The organism is Bacillus atrophaeus, assembly GCF_039519175.1.
GTDB lineage: Bacteria > Bacillota > Bacilli > Bacillales > Bacillaceae > Bacillus > Bacillus atrophaeus.
In genome coordinates this window covers 3,520,623-3,537,981 of record NZ_CP154443.1, presented here as the reverse complement: position 1 = coordinate 3,537,981, position 17,359 = coordinate 3,520,623, and the positions used below count along the sequence as shown (strand labels likewise).

General features: G+C 41.0%; 20 protein-coding genes and 1 pseudogene. 12 read left to right on the top strand and 9 right to left on the bottom strand.

Annotated elements, in window-relative coordinates; all coding sequences use genetic code 11:
- Positions 1–215: 215 nt before the first annotated feature.
- The 4 genes from AAHT65_RS17575 to AAHT65_RS17560 form a co-directional block, all read right to left on the bottom strand.
- Positions 216–815, bottom strand: a complete 600-nt coding sequence (locus tag AAHT65_RS17575; protein WP_003325811.1) for a response regulator transcription factor — start codon at positions 813–815, stop codon at positions 216–218.
- The gene (locus AAHT65_RS17570; protein WP_151290591.1) at positions 812–1,948 is read right to left on the bottom strand and encodes a sensor histidine kinase; all 1,137 of its coding nucleotides are present in this window, start codon (positions 1,946–1,948) and stop codon (positions 812–814) included. The genes AAHT65_RS17575 and AAHT65_RS17570 overlap by 4 nt, the downstream gene beginning before the upstream one ends.
- A gap of 126 nt (positions 1,949–2,074) precedes the next feature.
- Positions 2,075–3,133 (bottom strand): fatty acid desaturase DesE, encoded by a 1,059-nt coding sequence (gene desE / locus AAHT65_RS17565; RefSeq protein ID WP_010788911.1) that lies wholly within the window; start codon positions 3,131–3,133, stop codon positions 2,075–2,077.
- A gap of 346 nt (positions 3,134–3,479) precedes the next feature.
- Complete coding sequence (locus AAHT65_RS17560; protein WP_003325814.1) at positions 3,480–3,980, bottom strand: N-acetyltransferase; 501 nt, start codon at positions 3,978–3,980, stop codon at positions 3,480–3,482.
- Positions 3,981–4,191: 211 nt separating this feature from the next.
- Between AAHT65_RS17560 and AAHT65_RS17555 the strand changes: the two genes are divergently transcribed.
- Together AAHT65_RS17555 and AAHT65_RS17550 are read left to right on the top strand one after the other, a co-directional pair.
- On the top strand, positions 4,192–4,980 hold the full coding sequence (locus AAHT65_RS17555) for a VLRF1 family aeRF1-type release factor (protein ID WP_061670197.1): 789 nt from the start codon (positions 4,192–4,194) through the stop codon (positions 4,978–4,980).
- Positions 4,981–5,115: 135 nt separating this feature from the next.
- Positions 5,116–5,652, top strand: coding sequence for a DUF420 domain-containing protein (locus AAHT65_RS17550; protein ID WP_003325817.1), 537 nt, complete (start codon positions 5,116–5,118; stop codon positions 5,650–5,652).
- A gap of 66 nt (positions 5,653–5,718) precedes the next feature.
- On the opposite strand, the gene AAHT65_RS17545 is transcribed toward AAHT65_RS17550, so the two are convergent.
- Entirely contained in the window at positions 5,719–6,381 is a 663-nt protein-coding gene (locus AAHT65_RS17545; RefSeq protein ID WP_003325818.1) for a lysozyme family protein, read from the bottom strand.
- Positions 6,382–6,573: 192 nt separating this feature from the next.
- On the opposite strand from AAHT65_RS17545, the gene czrA reads away from it, so the two are divergent.
- Entirely contained in the window at positions 6,574–6,906 is a 333-nt protein-coding gene (gene czrA, locus AAHT65_RS17540; RefSeq protein WP_010788908.1) for a Zn(II)-responsive metalloregulatory transcriptional repressor CzrA, read from the top strand.
- A gap of 45 nt (positions 6,907–6,951) precedes the next feature.
- On the opposite strand, the gene AAHT65_RS17535 is transcribed toward czrA, so the two are convergent.
- Complete coding sequence (locus AAHT65_RS17535; RefSeq protein WP_063638412.1) at positions 6,952–7,482, bottom strand: hypothetical protein; 531 nt, start codon at positions 7,480–7,482, stop codon at positions 6,952–6,954.
- 171 nt (positions 7,483–7,653) lie between these two features.
- Between AAHT65_RS17535 and AAHT65_RS17530 the strand changes: the two genes are divergently transcribed.
- The 7 genes from AAHT65_RS17530 to csaA all read left to right on the top strand — a co-directional run bounded on the left by AAHT65_RS17530 (position 7,654) and on the right by csaA (position 12,038).
- On the top strand, positions 7,654–8,592 hold the full coding sequence (locus AAHT65_RS17530; RefSeq protein WP_343310597.1) for a YafY family protein: 939 nt from the start codon (positions 7,654–7,656) through the stop codon (positions 8,590–8,592).
- Between the two features lie 62 nt (positions 8,593–8,654).
- Positions 8,655–9,140, top strand: a complete 486-nt coding sequence (locus AAHT65_RS17525; protein ID WP_343310596.1) for a GyrI-like domain-containing protein — start codon at positions 8,655–8,657, stop codon at positions 9,138–9,140.
- Between the two features lie 72 nt (positions 9,141–9,212).
- Positions 9,213–9,929 (top strand): MBL fold metallo-hydrolase, encoded by a 717-nt coding sequence (locus AAHT65_RS17520; RefSeq protein ID WP_106046631.1) that lies wholly within the window; start codon positions 9,213–9,215, stop codon positions 9,927–9,929.
- Between the two features lie 3 nt (positions 9,930–9,932).
- Positions 9,933–10,493, top strand: a complete 561-nt coding sequence (locus tag AAHT65_RS17515; protein WP_343310595.1) for a TetR/AcrR family transcriptional regulator — start codon at positions 9,933–9,935, stop codon at positions 10,491–10,493.
- 120 nt (positions 10,494–10,613) lie between these two features.
- Complete coding sequence (locus AAHT65_RS17510; RefSeq protein WP_167375104.1) at positions 10,614–10,781, top strand: hypothetical protein; 168 nt, start codon at positions 10,614–10,616, stop codon at positions 10,779–10,781.
- Positions 10,782–10,920: 139 nt separating this feature from the next.
- Positions 10,921–11,643 carry an AraC family transcriptional regulator gene (locus tag AAHT65_RS17505; protein ID WP_088117366.1) on the top strand — a complete coding sequence of 241 codons (723 nt, stop codon included), beginning with the start codon at positions 10,921–10,923 and terminating at the stop codon, positions 11,641–11,643.
- A 62-nt stretch (positions 11,644–11,705) separates the two neighbouring features.
- Positions 11,706–12,038, top strand: coding sequence for a chaperone CsaA (csaA, locus tag AAHT65_RS17500; protein ID WP_010788900.1), 333 nt, complete (start codon positions 11,706–11,708; stop codon positions 12,036–12,038).
- A 545-nt stretch (positions 12,039–12,583) separates the two neighbouring features.
- On the opposite strand, the gene AAHT65_RS17495 is transcribed toward csaA, so the two are convergent.
- Together AAHT65_RS17495 and AAHT65_RS17490 are read right to left on the bottom strand one after the other, a co-directional pair.
- Complete coding sequence (locus AAHT65_RS17495; RefSeq protein WP_343310594.1) at positions 12,584–13,180, bottom strand: TetR/AcrR family transcriptional regulator; 597 nt, start codon at positions 13,178–13,180, stop codon at positions 12,584–12,586.
- Positions 13,181–13,188: 8 nt separating this feature from the next.
- The gene (locus AAHT65_RS17490; RefSeq protein WP_343310593.1) at positions 13,189–13,938 is read right to left on the bottom strand and encodes an alpha/beta hydrolase; all 750 of its coding nucleotides are present in this window, start codon (positions 13,936–13,938) and stop codon (positions 13,189–13,191) included.
- A 541-nt stretch (positions 13,939–14,479) separates the two neighbouring features.
- On the opposite strand from AAHT65_RS17490, the gene AAHT65_RS17485 reads away from it, so the two are divergent.
- The gene (locus AAHT65_RS17485) at positions 14,480–14,683 is read left to right on the top strand and encodes a bacteriocin-like WGxF protein (protein ID WP_061670209.1); all 204 of its coding nucleotides are present in this window, start codon (positions 14,480–14,482) and stop codon (positions 14,681–14,683) included.
- 290 nt (positions 14,684–14,973) lie between these two features.
- Positions 14,974–15,120, top strand: a pseudogene (locus AAHT65_RS17475) (cyclase family protein); the annotation flags it as partial.
- A gap of 55 nt (positions 15,121–15,175) precedes the next feature.
- Here the strand turns inward: AAHT65_RS17475 and AAHT65_RS17470 are convergent.
- Positions 15,176–17,233 carry a molybdopterin oxidoreductase family protein gene (locus tag AAHT65_RS17470; RefSeq protein ID WP_088117364.1) on the bottom strand — a complete coding sequence of 686 codons (2,058 nt, stop codon included), beginning with the start codon at positions 17,231–17,233 and terminating at the stop codon, positions 15,176–15,178.
- Positions 17,234–17,359 lie beyond the last annotated feature (126 nt).

The window sequence follows — 17,359 nt, the reverse complement described above, 5'->3', positions numbered from 1 at the left end:
TGTTGCGAAGAGAGCAGGGGAAGCAGTCATTTGATCGGAGCATGCGCCTGTGATATATGTTTACTTGCGGACAACTTCTGCCGACTTACCTTATTGAATCAGAATACAGCCCTTATTTGGATGTGCAGGTGACACTTGAAGCAGGGGCCTAAATAAAAAGAAAAGGCTGATTCAATAAAAAAGAGTATCTCGGACATGACCAAGATGCTCTTTTTTTATTTAAACCAGCCTTTTTCCTTTGATCGGGTAATGGCTTCAATCCGGTTTTTCACTTCAAGCTTATCGAGTATCATAGAAATATAGTTGCGGACGGTGCCGCTTTTAATGCTAAGCTCGTTGGCAATTTCCTTTGTGTTTTTGCCGTCAGCCACAAGCTCGAGCACCTCTTTTTCTCTTTCTGTAAGCGGGTTGGCTTCGCTGTAGATATCCTCCATTAATTCAGGAGCGTAGATGCGTTTTCCGTCCATCACGCTGCGAATGGCGCTTGCGAGTTCTTCACTTGGGCTGTCCTTTAATAAATAACCGCTGACGCCGGCCTTAATTGCCCGCTGAAAATATCCGGAACGGGCAAACGTTGTTAAGATGATAATTTTACAGCCGAGATCTTTTAGTTCTTCAGCAGCTTCAAGGCCGTTTTTTCCGGGCATTTCAATATCCATGATACAAACATCAGGCTGATTTTTTTTGGCGAAATCCACAGCATCCTGTCCGCTTGTTCCTTTTCCTACAACCTCCATATCATCTTCTAAATTAAGCAGTGATCCTAAAGCGCCTAGCAGCATTTGCTGATCTTCCGCTATAAATATTGTAATCATTTTGATCCTTCCTTTTCTTTGATTTTTGATTCATTTGGCATTTTCATCGTTAATTGTGTGCCGTTTTCTGTGTCAATTTGCAGGCTTCCGTTTGCGAATTCAAGGCGTTCTTTCATGCCGAGCAGTCCATGTCCTTTTGAGAAATATTGTTCTGTGCCTTTGAAGTACCCATCATCTGTAACGGTAATGATGACTTCCTTCCATTGCTGGTGAATATCAATACGGCATGTTGTGGCGCCGCTGTGTTTAACGACATTTGTGACGGCTTCTTTTAAACACATGCTCAGAATGTTTTCATTTAGTAACGATATGCTGGCAGGTGTTTGCTTTTCTTCATAGATGAGCTTAATGCCGGCTGCTTCGAGAATTTGTTTGATATTGACCAATTCATCCTTCAGCCGGATTCCTTTCATGGAGGAGACGATTTTTCTTACTTCATTTAAAGAGGTTCTTGCAGTTTGCTGGACGCTTTTTAGTTCAGCACGCGCCTGTTCCGGATCTTTATAAATTAATTTTCTCGCCAAATCGCTTTTTAAACCGATTAAAGAAAGCTTTTGGCCGAGAGTGTCATGAAGATCACGGGCAATACGCTGACGCTCCTCCATTTTCACCAGCTCAGAAATCCGTTCGTTAGCAAATTCAAGCTTTTCTTCAAGCCGTTCACGATCTTTTCGGATGCGGATGCTGAACGGCAGCAAAATCGCGCTGATCAGGGTGATGACGACGAAGGGAATTTGCGTGAGAAACAATTCTCTTTTTAAGACAAAGCTGAAGTTTGCGGCAACCGCAGCGCTTGTTAAATGTACATAATATAGAATATGAAAGGGAACGCGTTCTCGTATATTTCCGATAAAATACGCAATAAAAAAAGCAAAGTAAATATAGCTGAACAGCGTAATAGAGGCAGTGGAGATGCCGATTAAAATAAATGCCCACATGTAAATGGCCCAGCCCTTTGAGACAAACGCAAATCTGTACACGGAAAAAAATAAGAGCGTCAGGACAATGCCGATAATGATAACGAGTGTCGAAGACGATTTGAATATAAAGTAAAAAGGCAATATGAAAAATATTGTCCAAATATAAGGTGAAATTCCGCTTAGCTTCTGGAATTTTAAATACTTTTTGACCATGATATAACCTCATTTTCAGCATTTCATCTTAAAAGTAACTTTACCACTGTAACGGCCTGATTGCATCCCTTGAACAATAGAAAAAGGAAGCTCTTTCTGGATTTCAGGAAAGAGCCTCCTTGCGGGTCAGGCGTTTTTCCGCAGCGACTGTTTCTCTACTGGAGAAGGCGGATTATGTGATGACGTTTTTTTAATATCCCGAAACGTAACAAATTGCTTCTTTTCTTCATCCCAAAGACGGAATTTAAGAGATTGCAGGCTTGTTTTCAACGTAATTGTAGGTACGTTTTGTAAAGGTTCATGATTCTCATGCGCCTCTTCAAGCTTGTAATTCGGCACTTTAGGGCTTAAATGGTGGACATGGTGGTATCCGATATTTCCTGTCAGCCATTGAAGCAGTTTCGGAAGTTTATAAAAAGAGCTTCCTTCAACAGCGGCCTGAACATAGTTCCAGTCTTCATCCGCTTCAAAATATGAATCTTCAAATGTATGCTGAACATAAAACAGCCATACGCCGATCGAGCCTGAGATAAGAAAAATCGGTCCTTGCACAAGCAAAAACGATTGCCATCCGAAGATCAGGCAGGATATAGCAGCCAAAGCAACGATTGCGATATTTGTGAAGTACGTGTTGATGCGTTCTTTACGTTTTGCGCCTTTTTTATTAAAACGGTTTGTGATCAAGAAAACATAAATAGGTCCGAGAATAAACATGACAAACGGGTTTCTGTAAAGTCTGTAAGCGATTTTTGTCCATTTGGAGGCGGCTTTATATTCGTTTACCGTTAACACCCAAATGTCACCTGTACCTCGTTTATCCAAGTTGCTGCTTGTCGCGTGATGGATTGAATGGCTGTGCTGCCATTGAAGAAAGGGAAATAAGGTCAGAACGCCGGTGATAAAACCGAGAACATTGTTATAACGCTTTTTTTTGAAAAAGGATTGGTGGCAGCAGTCGTGAAAGATAATGAATATCCGTGTCAAAAATCCGGCAGCCGCGACTGTAAAACCTAAAGTGAGAATATAGGAGATGTTGAGGCTGAAATAAGCAAGAAACCATAGGCCGAAGAAAGGAATAAATGTATTAAGGAGCTGCAACATACTGTTTTTAGTATCGGCTTGAGCAAATGCAGCCACTTGCTTCGTAAGCTTTTTTTGTTTATGAGCAATAGTTTGATCATTCATATTTTAAAGTATCCTCTCATTGTGTGTCTATACCAAGTATAAGAGCAGAGAGGAGTCCTTTGTAGTAGCACACATCATAGTGCATACATGACACTTGTCATGTATAAAGTTAGATCAGCTCATTTTCACCCAGCAACAGTGCGGATCTTGAAGGTTACGGATGTAATGTATGTGTGAAAAAATAAAAGGCCGGCATTCAAAAGCCAGCCGCTTAATATTGATCTATCCATATACGCCCATGATTCGGCTAAAGCCTTAATGCGGCAGGACCGCTGCAATCGATGTGGTTTGGCAGAAGTCCATATTTGCGATAAAAGGAATAAGGATAGTTCAATCAACTTGATTTTTACAAATCAACCCATTTGATCCCGCCAGATTGTGAATCGTAATCAACGCTGACTTCGAAGTGGTGCTTTTCATAAAAATGGATCAGGCGCTCAACGTGGTCCCAATCGCGCTTCGCTATGTCGCCGGTTACCTTCGGAATATTATGGTCCCTGGCGATTTCCTTTAAAAATTTGATGCAAATGGAACCGTATCCAAGATTCGGAGGTCCTTTAATGTCGCCAATATGAATGGCATCGTTCTGATACGAAGCCACAAGGGAAAATCGGCTTCTTCCTCTGTATGCCGTTTCACAATCCGTGAGCATAATTTTACATGTTTGGCCATCATCAATCGAGGAAACAATCAGCCAATCTTCATCTTTCGATTGATCAATACCAAGCACTCGGGAATCTTTTGAAATATCCTTGATATTTTCCTGCATGCGGTACATTTGAATTTCTAATTGATTGAGCTCTTCCTTCAGCTCTTCCCGGTTTTTTTCTATCGTTTCAGTAAACAAAACCAAACTCCTTTCCAGAATGAAAAACAGTCTATGTGAATTGGAACACAATAACCAATTGTAGTAGATATGCAGGGTATTTGTAAATGATAAAATCAGTATTTTTGATAAAAAAGGTGTATCAATATCTTCCTCGGTTTGTTAAATGAGGTTTTGCGGGTGAATAGAGAGGATAAGGAACAGTAATTCGAATGATAAAGGAGGAACATGAATGCCGTTTAACACATTGATAAAGAAGCTGAAATATGTCCAATTGGAATCGCCTGATAAAATGCTTTCATTATATGTGAATACGGATGTAAGGGATCCTGAACAACAGGGGGGAGAGTGGAAAATCGCTCTGAAAACCGGGTTTAGCCGATTAAAAGAATATCTGGCTGCCAGTGATCCGGAGGAGGAAAAATGTCTGGATGCCCTTATAAAAAAAATCTATCAATATATTGATGGAAAGGGAAAAGACATGCCGCGCAGTTTGGTATTCTTCGCTTCTCACCACAGCCGCATTTGGGAAGTGATTGAACTGAAAATGCCTGTTGAAACTAGATTTTACTGGGAAGAATCAGCGGTTCTCGATCAGTTGGAAGCCCTTCACGAGGAATATCCAAGCACCGCTTTTGTATTAACGCAGCAAAATGAAGTGAAGATTATTGAAACGGTTCTGGGTGAAATCGAAGCGATTGAGCATTATGAATATGATCTGGTGAATGAGACGTGGGAGCCGCATAAAGCAAAACATGAAAGTCCGTCTTCCTCTATGGATCAGGAGGATGTAAAAGATCACATAAAAGAAAATCAAAAAAGGCTGTATAAGCGTCTTGCCTCAAGACTTGACGAAAAGGCAGCCGCGAAAAAGTGGGAACGGCTGATTATAGCCGGGGATAAAGAAACCGCAGATATTCTTGATCGTCATATGAACAAACCAATTCACACGAAAATTCAGAAGAATCTGCTGAATGAAAACGAACATAAAGTGATTGAGGATTTACTACAGGAAGCATAATCCATGGGCCGGGCTTATCAAAACGTCCGGCCTTTAAAGTGTGTCTAAATTCTGACGAAGCACGCGAAAACGTTGACATCTCCTTTAAATTTGCATAGGATTTGGGTAGCCAGTACAAATAGGAGAGGTCATCAGATGAATCAGACAGAAAATAAACCGAAAAATTATACCGGAATTGTCCTGACATTGACAGTTGTCATCAACGGATTAATTGCTTTGCTGTTTTTTATGCCGAAACAGGATCAGTTCAGCCATGCGAATATTCACATTTTGCCGATGTTAAATGCGATATTCAACAGCTTTACCTTTATCTTCTTGTTGGCGGCGCTTATTATGATTAAACAGAAAAATATTAAAGCACATAAACGATTCATATTAGCCGCATTTACGACGACATTATTGTTCTTAATTTGCTATGTGGTGTACCATGCTGTCGCAGAGAACACATTGTACGGCGGAGAAGGGATTATGCGCTCGATTTATTTCTTTGTATTAATTTCGCATATCTTTCTTTCAGCAGTTATTGTACCTCTCGCACTGTTTACGCTCATCAGAGGATTCAGCATGCAGGTGGAGCGACATAAAAAAATCGCCAGATGGACAATGCCGCTTTGGCTTTATGTCAGTCTGACGGGCGTCATCGTGTACTTAATGATATCGCCGTATTATTAAAAGCCATATTTTTATGGCTTTTTTTGTTGTTTCAGCCAATAATAAAAGGCCCCTTTTAGGAGCCCTTTATTCTAACGTTTCAAGTGTTGTCACATTTAAAGATTCTTCTACAGTCTTTGTTTTTTCTTTTACTTTTTCTGCATACGTGTAATCGCCGTAGCAGTATGGGTAACGGAAATTATTTTTATTTCCTCCGCAAGTGTAAAGCTCAGGATTTTTTTCGACCTGCTGCTCGGAGTATTGTTTTGCCAATTCCTCGGTATGCGTTCCTCCATGTTCAGCTACAAAATCAATATAACCCGCTCCCATGTTGTAGCTTTGAATAATGGTTTCCAAATCTACACCTTTATCTTTTCCGGTTTTGTACATGAGAGTAAATTGCTTGATGCCTTGTTTAATACTGAGTTGAGGGTCTTGTATCTCATTTCTCTTTAAACCAAGAGATTCAGAGGACTGCATGGGATCATTTCCCTTTCCTTTTGACTCCTGATACATCATACCAAGTATAAGTGATGTATAGTTGGAGAGGCCCTGCTCGTCCAGCTCATCTTCAACGAGAGGTTTGTAATCTGTTAATCTTTCCAGAACAATTGACTTCGTATCAAACGGCAGTTTTTTGAGCAGATCATGATTCGAAAAAAGCAAGACCATTAAAAAGGAAGCAATGACAAAGACAAAAATCATCATAAAACCCGCAGCAGCGAAACAGCCTTTTTTCTTTTTCTTCACTGTGTTTCACCCTCAATTTTTGGAGCATTATGACTTTTTTATTATGACATAGAACGCTCATGAGACCAAGTGATATCCTGTGTTTGAAACATAAATTTAAAATAAGAAATGAAAGGTCAAAAACTCTCCGCAGTTTGCATGAATCCGCTTTTGTTATATGATTGAAATAATGAAAAAAGAAAGGTGAGGCACATGACTGAATTTCAAGACATGGACAGAATGGAAGACCCTGCAATTGATTTGGATGAGGAGACGTTATTTCTTGTTGCTCAAACTTTTAAAGCGCTCTCTGATCCAACAAGAATCAGGATTCTTCACCTGCTTTCTCAAGGCGAGCATGCTGTAAACGGTATTGCGGAGCATTTGAATTTGCTGCAATCAACCGTTTCTCACCAGTTGAGATTTTTAAAGAACCTGCGTCTCGTCAAATCGCGCAGAGAAGGCACATCAATTTATTATTCTCCCGAGGATGAGCATGTATTAGATGTACTTCAGCAAATGATTCATCATACCCGCCATGACTAAAAAAACTTCTTGCTTAAGTGACAAACTTTAAGCAAGAAGCCGTGATCAGCCATATTGGCTGGTCTGATTTTCATCGTCATCATGTCGGCTCATTTTTAAAACAAATGAGGAAAATCCGATATAATACACCGCAATCAGAAAAAAAATACAGATTGTCAGCGGATCCGTCCCGATTGTCTGGCTGTATGAATCAGGGTTTTTTAAATCTGGATGGGCAAGGTACAGTTCTGAGACGCGATACAGAAATCTCGACAGAAATAAGGATAAGAGTATGAGTTCAACCCAAATATGGGTGCGAAAATAAATCTTTCCCCTGCGTTTTTCAAACGAGATATTTCGTTTAGCGAAGAATACAAGAAGGAAGCCGCCAAGGATACCGAGAGTGAGATACGCGTACAAAAATGGATGAGTCAAGCTGAAAACGGCGAGGCCGCCCGCAAATAATGAAAAAAGAATGACTCTTATAAAAAGCCAGCGAGGTCTTAGCGGCTGATATCCGATGGACCGCTTAATTTTTTTATACAGAAAAAAGACAATAATCATGACAGGGCAGACGCTTTGAAGTGTAAGATGCATGATGAGAAATCCCCTCCGTTGAGTAGTGTATGCTTATCCGTCTGCAAATAGTAGTCTTCATAAAAGACCTATTGAAGCAAAAAAGAGGCAGGACCCGGCTTTATCACAATATGCGCGCCTTTCTTCATTTGCATAAGAGATGTGCCCGGGCTGTCGAAAAAGGGGCACGATATGAAACTTGAACGTATTTTAGCTATTGTTGTGCTGTTAGTCAGTAAAAAACAAGTTCAGGCTGCTGAGCTTGCTGACTTGTTTGAAGTATCTGTCAGAACCATTTACCGTGATGTTGAGACGATAAGCCGAGCGGGCATTCCGATTGTAACGGCTCAAGGAAACGGCGGGGGAATCAGCATAATGGAAACATATCGGCTGGAGCGTCAATGGCTTAAGGAGGAGGAGCTAGCCGCGATTGCTTCTGCTCTTCAAAGTGTTTCTTCTATGTATGAACCGGCTTCTAACAATGACGCCTTTGAAAAAATACAGCACCTTGTTCCAGAGCAGGATTTAGAAACATTTAAGCGGCAAACCGAAAAGTGGTTTATTGACATGACCGCCTGGGGTGATACGAAGCACCAAAAAAAGATCGTAGAGGAACTCAGCGCAGCAATTGACCGTACATCTACAGTGTCTTTTACATATACAAACGCAAAGGGAGAGACAAGAACAAGAGAAACGGAACCTTACACAATGGTATTTAAAAGCGGGCATTGGTATCTGTATGCTTACTGTTTAGCAAAAAAGGATTTTCGTTTTTTTAAGCTCCAGCGAATGAAAGAACTGGCTATTCTTCAGAAATCATTTGATAGAAAAAATATTCAGCTGAAAACACTGCCTTGGGATGCCAATTGGTATCAAAAAGATCGTTTAACTGACCTCCTGCTTCTCGTATTGCCTCCCGCTCAGCAGCGTTTTAGCGAATGGTTTGGCGAAGATTCCCTTCAATTTGATGAAAGCGGAAACTGCAAAGCCGTTATTTCACTGCCCGAAGATCAATGGCTGATCGGTTTTTTACTGCAATTCGGGAAGGAAATTGAAGTGCTGAAACCGCTCCATATCCGAGAAAAAGTGAAGGATACGATCAATCACATGCAAATAATATATGAAACCTGACACGGTGCTGTCAGGTTTCTTTTTTTATACTGTAGATACTTTGGAAAAAGAGGAGAATGCACATGGGTTTTTCACATTATGTACAAATGGAACAACAGCACTTTATCGGAATGTCAGTAAGGACAAGCAATGCATTGGAAATGACTTCGGAGGGGAAAATTCCGCGACTGTGGAACTCATTTTGGCAGGAAAATCCGCAAGGCATCTTGTCTGAACTCCCTGAGGATAAAAAAATCATCACCTTATATTCAGACTATGAACAAAAAGAGCATGGCATGTACACGTTCTCAATCGGAACGTTTACAAATCAGGCAAGAAAAGTGTATGAACCATTTAAAGAAAACACTTTACCGTCTTCAGCGTACGCCGTGTTTTCGTCAAGAACTGGACCGATTGATGAGGTTGTGCTTGAAACGTGGAAAGAGATTTGGTCATGGGAGAAGCGTCATTTGCGCACATTCTCAGGCGATTTTGAAGTGTATGATCAAGGTGCTGTTGCATTTGGGCAAGCGAAGGTAAAAATATATATAGCAGTGAATTTATCATAAAAGGCTTGTAAAACTAATGGCATTAGTTATAATAAAACTAACGACATTAGTTTTCGAAGGGGATAAAATAATATGAGAATCATACAACATCAATCGGTTTGGCAGCTGACCTTTTTTCCAAAGCTTTTTCCCGTCAATTGTTATTTGGTCGAAGAAGCGGATGGATTAACGCTGATCGATACAGGGATACCGAACAGCTTTAAAGGCATTTCAGAAGCGGTCAGCCGCATTGGAAAACCGCTGAACAAAATTTTGCTGACTCATGCCCATAGTGATCATGTCGGTTCACTTGATACATTAGCCGCAGCATACCCACAAGCACAAAAAATCATATCAGAACGGGATTCGTTCTTATTACAGGGGGACGTAACATTGCGGGATGATGAACCGCAAACGCCTATAAAAGGAGGCGTGCCGAAAAACATAAAAACAACACCTGATCTTTTGGTAAAAGGCGGTGAGCGGATCGGTTCTCTGCTTGTCATTCCAACACCAGGGCATACCCCCGGAAGCATATCTTTTTTTGACGAAAGAAATGGTATTCTGATAGCGGGAGACGCGTTTCAATTGCGAGGAGGAATTGCTGTTTCCGGGGATTTGAAATGGTCATTTCCTTTTCCGGCGTTCGCGACTTGGAACAAGGAAAAAGCCATTAAAAGCGCACAAATTCTAATTGACACAGCTCCTAGCTGTCTCGCAGTAGGACACGGAGAGCTTTTGCATAGTCCAATAACATCAATGAAGCACGCGCTTCAAAATGCGAAGCGCCGTCTTACGAAAGGAGAATGAGTGATGTCACCGAGAATTGGGATGAACCTTGAAATTATCATAGACGCAGCAGCTGAGCTTGCAAATCAAAAAGGCATGAAGGGAGTCACACTGTCTACGCTTTCAAAGAAATTAAATGTGCGTCCTCCGTCTCTTTATAACCATGTCAGCGGACTGCAAGGCATTCAAGTTGAGCTTTGTGTGAGCGGATTAGAACAGCTTTATGAACAAATGTCTTCCTCTGTCCGGGGACTGACAGGGGAAAAAGCGCTTCTTGCCTTAGCAAACGCCTATATTGAATTTGCACATTCAAGCCCCGGACTTTACGAGGCCTCCTTGCTGAAAGTTTCCGATGACAGGATAGAAGAGCTGTCGGACCGAATTGTGCAGCTTGTCGTTCAACTGCTCATTCAATTTGGCTATGCCAATGAACAGACGGCCATTCATGCGGCGAGGGGGCTAAGGAGCATGCTGCATGGATTTGCCGTCCTAATGAGAGAGCAGGCGTTTGAGCTTTCACAAGATATTTCGGAGAGCTTCTTATTTTCAATTCGGGCATTTGCAGAAGGCCTGCAGAAATATTAGTATATCGTAATATTATTATGTAAACAGAGTCTTATTTTGAATAAGGCTCTTTTTGTTTAAGACATATATTTCTGAATATTGTATAATGACAATATTCAATTGCAGGAGAGACACTCAGAGTTGAAGCCCAATAAACATAAAGTACAACAATTAGCGGCAGCTTTATGGTCTGCGCATATTCAAGAGAAGCTCGGTGAATGGGTGCTCACAGCGAATTTCGGTGTAACAAATTGTGGTGCAAAGCGCCATCGGGGAAAGAGAGCGGGAAGCCAGCTTGTCAGAGTCTAAACAGATTGGTCAAAGGCCAATGGCGCTACACATAATACTTTCATGTAACGAAGAAAATCAACCTGCCATTTCTCTGTATCATAACTGTTTTCGGTTATATCCAAACATCATTACCGCATAAAAAAGGATGGAGAATGAAATGGACACACTGCAAAATATTACTTGTGAAAAAAGGACCTATTCACGCCTCTATCATTCGCATAAACACGAATTCAGCCAATTTTTATTCCCGCTTGAGGGCCATATTGATCTTGAAACAGAAGAACAGCGGGTGAAGTTAACGCCAGAGCATTTTTTGTACATTCCGCCTGAGTGTGAACATCGCTTTCGCTCCATCGGCAGAAACGAATGCTTGGTTCTGGATATTCCATTACACGTCATGAACATAGAGCATCATGATATGGCTTCTGGGCTAGAAGCCAAAGTGGACCCCTTTTGGTCCTCAATCCGCTATTTGCTGAAGGAGGAAGCAAATAGTAAGTCATCACATACCCTGCACTTGCTTGTTCAATACATAACGGAAAAAATCCAAACGTATTCCCACTCGTCTATCGCATACATACACAGTCATTTATCGGAAACTTTGTCTATTAAAAAACTGGCGGAACTCGAACATTATCATCCGGCGTACTATTCAAGCTGGTTTAAAAACCGCACAGGAAAAACACCGCAAAAATACATTGCCGACCTTCGGCTTGCGGAAGCGAAAAGAATGCTGGCAGAGAAAAATGAACCGCTTACTGCCGTGAGTCAGAAGCTCGGTTTTCAAAACCCTTCTTCATTTACAAGGTGGTTTGCAAAATCGGCGAGAATGGCTCCGCGAGACTACAGAAATATCTTTCATTCGGATAAAATGTTCTGATATATGGTAAAGCGCAGGATGTGTTTTTCTTTTTATAATAAGAAGAGAAAGGGGTGATTCAGATGGCATCAATTGAAGATTTTTTAGCCCTCGATGTCAGGACAGGTACGATTGTGAGAGCAGAGGAATTTCCGGAAGCGCGAGTGCCGGCCATTAAGCTTGTGATTGATTTCGGCGAAGAAATTGGTCTAAAACAATCAAGCGCGCAAATTACGAAACGCTATCAGCCGGAAAACTTGATCGACAAGCAAGTCACAGCTATTATCAATTTTCCGCCCAGGAGGATCGCCGGATTCAAATCAGAAGTGCTCGTCCTCGGCGGCATTCCGGAACAAGGCGACGTCGTCCTGCTTGCGCCCGAACATCCCGTTCCCAACGGAACAAAAATAGGATAACATAAAAAAAGACGTTTGCCCGAAAGCAAACGTCTTTTGCGTATTGAGGCGATGTACCACACGCCACATTCGTGTGCGCCCGCAAAGGGCATGTCCATCGGCTTACACAATTCAGCTCATCGCTATATGAATATAGCATGGAAGAAGATATTTAGCAAGTTTTTATTGATTTCCATGTCTGAAATGGTCTAGTAGGGCCGAATATTATCGAAGAAGATAAGCAAAAATTTCAGTTTGATCGTTTATTTGTATGACAGTATTTAGTTGATATATGTAATTGAAATCAAACAGTGACCTAGAGTGCAATAAAGGAAACGGTAAAAATACTAAAAGTAAAAGCGGACACAAGGAATTCCTATGACCTGGAATTGATTCCTTCCAGGTCTTTTTTATCCCCAAAAAATGCCCTAAAAAGGACATCATTTTTTCAGTCATTCAAACTTTTGAACGGAAGAATTTTTTTGGTTCTCCAAATGCTATTTACTCTTTATTGATCCGGTTTATCTCTTCTGGTAAGTAAATGAAGGTGCTGGTGTTGAGTTCTTTTATTCGGAAGACAAGAAGCAAAATTCACAAATCATCTGTGTTTTTACTTCTTCAATGGGAAACTGTTGCGGATAAGTAGATATCATTAACATGATCCCTTGAAGCGTGGATGAAAAGTATAACGACCGTTTCCGCGGCTCCTTTACACCCAGCTTTTCGAACATCTCACACTGTAACTCGAACTGTCTGGCACTTTCTTCAATCAGCATATTACTGTATTTGATCAGCTCCTGATCTGCTTCTGGCTGTGTTTGCAGGTGCAGGTAGAAACGGAATAGTTCCGGCTTTTGATAGACGTTATCGATCGCACCTTCCATAATAAACCTAAGTTGTTCAGAAGGTGTCTTAAAAGCGGTCGAACCTTCCATTACCTCAATCAATTCCCCGATTCTGGCCTCGACCATTGTAGCAAGAAGTTCCTCTTTGCCTTTATAATAATTGTATAGCAGCCCTTTAGATATGCCTGCTTCTTTAGCTACATCGCTAATAGAAGTAGCATGATATCCCTGTTTGATGAATAACCTCATAGCAGCACTACGAATATTCTCTTTGGCTAACTGACGAATTCTTTCATTTTCTTTCTGAGATCTTGGCATGGTAAACTTCATTCCTCCATAAAGCAAGTAATATGGTGATATAGATTTTCAGGATGGGTGAGCGTTACCATATGATCTGCATCGGCGATTTCAACGAAACGAGCTTTAGGGACTTTTCGAAAACAATCTGCAACACGATGGTTATCTTGGAAGTCCTCCTTGCCGATAATGAATAGTGTATCGGCATTCAATTCCTCTAACCTATCAATAGCTGGAGGCTGCGGCCAAATCATTTCAAAAGCTGGCCATTTTAAAATCCGTTTGAAATAATGCCGCTGCATTTGAACCATCAGATTCCGGTGGGGACCGGCCATTACAACATGATATAAAGAGCCACTAAGCGAAAGCTCAAGCATCTTTTCTATATCAGGGGCAGCCTCATTAATTTTATTCAAATACGCAGTAAACTCTTGTGAATAGCTAAACCCTGACAAAGCAGGAGCAACCAAAACAAGTTTCGATACTCTTTCAGGATAATTCAGAGCAAATTCAGTGGCAATCTGGCCGCCGATGGAGTGTCCTATGAGTGCAGCCTTATCGAGTTCTAGATGGTCAAGCAGCGACAGCAAATCTTCAACATAGTTGGTATGCTCTAAAGGGGATGGTGATTTTCCGGTACCACGTCCATCAAAAGTAACGACCTTATAGTGCTTGGCTAGAAGAGGTGTTACAAATGTCCAATCTCGCAAATCAGCACCACCACTGTGAAGAAGAACGACAGGATGCCCGTTTCCATTAACCTCATAATACAAATCCATTGCAAACCCTCCATTCAATTACAATATTTAACACTACTTTATTATTGAATGAACGTTTAGTCAATGGAAAAATGAAGTTCTAATTGAGAACACCATTCATTACACTCCTTACCCACAATACGCTTATAACTAAAACAAGCCTGCGGATACTGATATTCCATATTCAAACAATTTTATAAACGACTTTTTTGCAAATTAAACAACTTTATTGGCACTTTACATTAAGAGAGAAAGCGTGCCGGAAGCTGAGCTTTTTTATGTCCAAGAGATTCAGGATTCTTATGAGAGATGAAGAATCTAAATAAAATAGCAGTTTTAAAGAGAAAAGGAGGACCATTGAAATAAATGGATATGACACAACATTGTGTCTAAATAATATTGGAGATGTATTAGTGCAACTTATTATTATATAAACTAAGATTTGCCAAGCTGAAAAAATTTCACCACCAATATTAAATCATAAAGGAGATTCTTTAAAAGTGTTGAATAAATACAAAAAAAGGAATTGTGAATTTTTCATGATGAAAGGAGTTTGTGGTGAATGAAACATATTAGATTTTCATTATTAACTAGTGTCCTGCTTATTATTGCGGGGATTGTTCACAGAATTATTATTAGAATGTTTAATATTCCATTTGAAGGACTTACATTCTGGAGTGGATTTGTAGGGGTTTTCTTTGTAATTGCTTTAATATCTTCTCTGCTATTCAATATCTTTAAAGTCGCTGACAGAGTAGAAACATAAACCAGCCAAAAGTGAGGAAAAACTCTGGCATTATTTAGATGAGAATTTGTCTAAGGAAGCAAAAGAAAAATATGAAATTGAGATATTTAAAAAGGATATTATAGTTTTAGAAAAAGAACATAACAAGTATTTGGAGAGTATGAAATAAAAGCTCCTCTTATATTGAGAAGGGGCTTTTCATATTCCCTTTTCTTCGGTCATCGGTCGATCGAACCATGGGAAACCAAATACATCAATTATAGTCGACATTATCTCGATTTTTACTTATTGCTTTTGTATTTCTTCAAAGGAGAGAGTACTGCCAGATCGAAAAACTTTGAAATCTTGATCAGCTTCCGAAGCCTTATGGTTTTACAGTAAGCGCTTTTTCTATAAATATCGCTAATGCCAGCGCAGGATGGAACCGGGTCGTCGCCATTTTTGTTGACAGTGAATAAATCAATAACAAATAACCGCGAGGGACTAGATGTCTGGCGGTTATTTTGTATACGATTAAACTGATGTGTTTGTGATTTTTTCCACTTGGACTTTTCCTGAGAAAAAGGTTGCGCCGCCGCCCATATCTGACAAGCGGTCCGGTGTAAGTGAGTTGACAAGTTGTTTTTTGTTTGGCTCATCAGCCCATAACCCTTGGCTCACTGTCACTCCCGGAAGGACCTGTTCTCCGACTGAGACGGTTAATTCGCATTCGCCCCGGCTGTTCCAAATGAGGACTCGCTCTCCATCTTCAATTCCCCGTTCTTTTGCATCCTGCGTGTTCATAAAAAGCTTAGGTTCTTTTTCCAGCTTGATATGCTTAGCATTGTTGGAGAACGTCGAATTTAAGAAATTATGATTAGGACCGGGCACATACATAAGAGGGTAATCTTCATCCTCGGCAAGCGGTATATGAGTCGGCACAGGCGGAAAGCCGTCTTTCTTCATTATGTCAGAATATAATTCTATCTTACCGCTCGGTGTCGGCAGTTTGCCCGGAAACAGCGGTTTATCTCTTTTTGCTTTTATAAATGAATGTTGAATTAGATCTTCGTAATTCATTCCTTCCAAATAAGGATTGTCCGGATGATCAAGCGCTTGCCGAATTAATTCATCGTCCGAATCTTTCAGCTCTTGATCTTCAAAACCCATGGCTTCCGCCAATAATCTGAATACTTCAGTGTTCGGCTTGCTTTCTCCATATCTCTCAATAACCGGCTGCTGAAGCTGAATGTAGTGATGCCAGTAAGAGGTGTAAAAATCAAGATTTTCAAAAGCAGAGGTGGCGGGCAGTATAATATCCGCGTATTTGGCGGTTTCCGTTAAAAATAAATCATGTACCACAACGAATAAATCCTCCCGCATCAGCCCTTCTCTTACTTTGTTGGCTTCCGGCGTTACAACGGCGGGATTTGTCCCATATATATATAGTGAACGGACGGGCGGATCGGTTTCTAAAAGCGTTCTGCCCAGTTGGTTCATATTGAATGACCTTGGCGTGCGGCTTTTCAGCAGGTCTGGACGCTGGAGGGCACGGCTGTTATATTCCAGAATGCCGCTATTATGCTTGATCGCACCGCCGCCAAGTTGCAGCCATTGGCCGGTAACAGCGGGCAGACAGGCTATCGTCCGAACAATCATGCCGCCATTATCATGATGCTGCAGCCCGTTTCCGATTCTGATAAAAGAAGGAGAAGTCTCACCGTACATTCTGGCAAGCTGATAAATATCTTCCGTGCTGATGCCTGTAATGAAAGAGACATTTTCAGGCGTATACTGTTTGACATGGTCTCGAAGCTCTTCAGAACCCACTGTATATTCAGAAAGAAATGCTTCATCATGCATATTTTCTTTAAATAAAATATGCATGATGCCAAGGGCGAGTGCGCCGTCTGTTCCGGGCCGAATCGGAATAAACCAGTCGGCAAGCCGGCCTGTCTGATTTTTATGAACATCAATGACAACGATTTTCGCACCATTTTTACGGGCTTTTTGCGCGATTGTAATTTGATGCATATTTGTGCTGACAGCGTTTATCCCCCAAAAAATAAACAGCTTTGTATGAATGGTTTCTTCGGGATCTATTCCTGCACTCACACCCATTGTATATTTATAACCCTCTGAGCCGGCTTTGCTGCAAATGGTGCGCTCCAGCTGGCTTGCGCCGAGACGATGGAAGAAGCGGCGGTCCATGCCTTCCGCGGTTAATTTCCCCATATTGCCATAAAAGCTGTAGGGGAGAATGCTTTCCGCGCCTTCTTCAGCGATGAGGCGTTTCCAGCGTGCGCTGATGGTGCTGATGGCTTCTTCCCATGAAATCGGTTCAAATGCCGCCTCGCCCTTTTTGCCGACGCGTTTCAGCGGAACAGATAATCGTTTTTCATCATAAATGCGCTCAGCCATATTTCGAACTTTATTGCATATATTTCCTTGTGTCACAGGGTGATCTGGATCACCCTGGATTTTTACAATTTTGCCGTTTTTTTTATGGACAAGTAATCCGCACTGGTCCGGACAGTCGAGTGAACATACAGATTTAAAGATTCCATCTTGTTGAGTGGCGAAAGAATTCATGGCCCAGTTCCCCTTATCTTTAGATATATTGTTAGAATTATAAACATTTCACATTATAGCGTCAATTCAGAAAAAAAGATTGACATCAATGCGTGACTTCTTTATGATGAATTTATTCTTTTAATA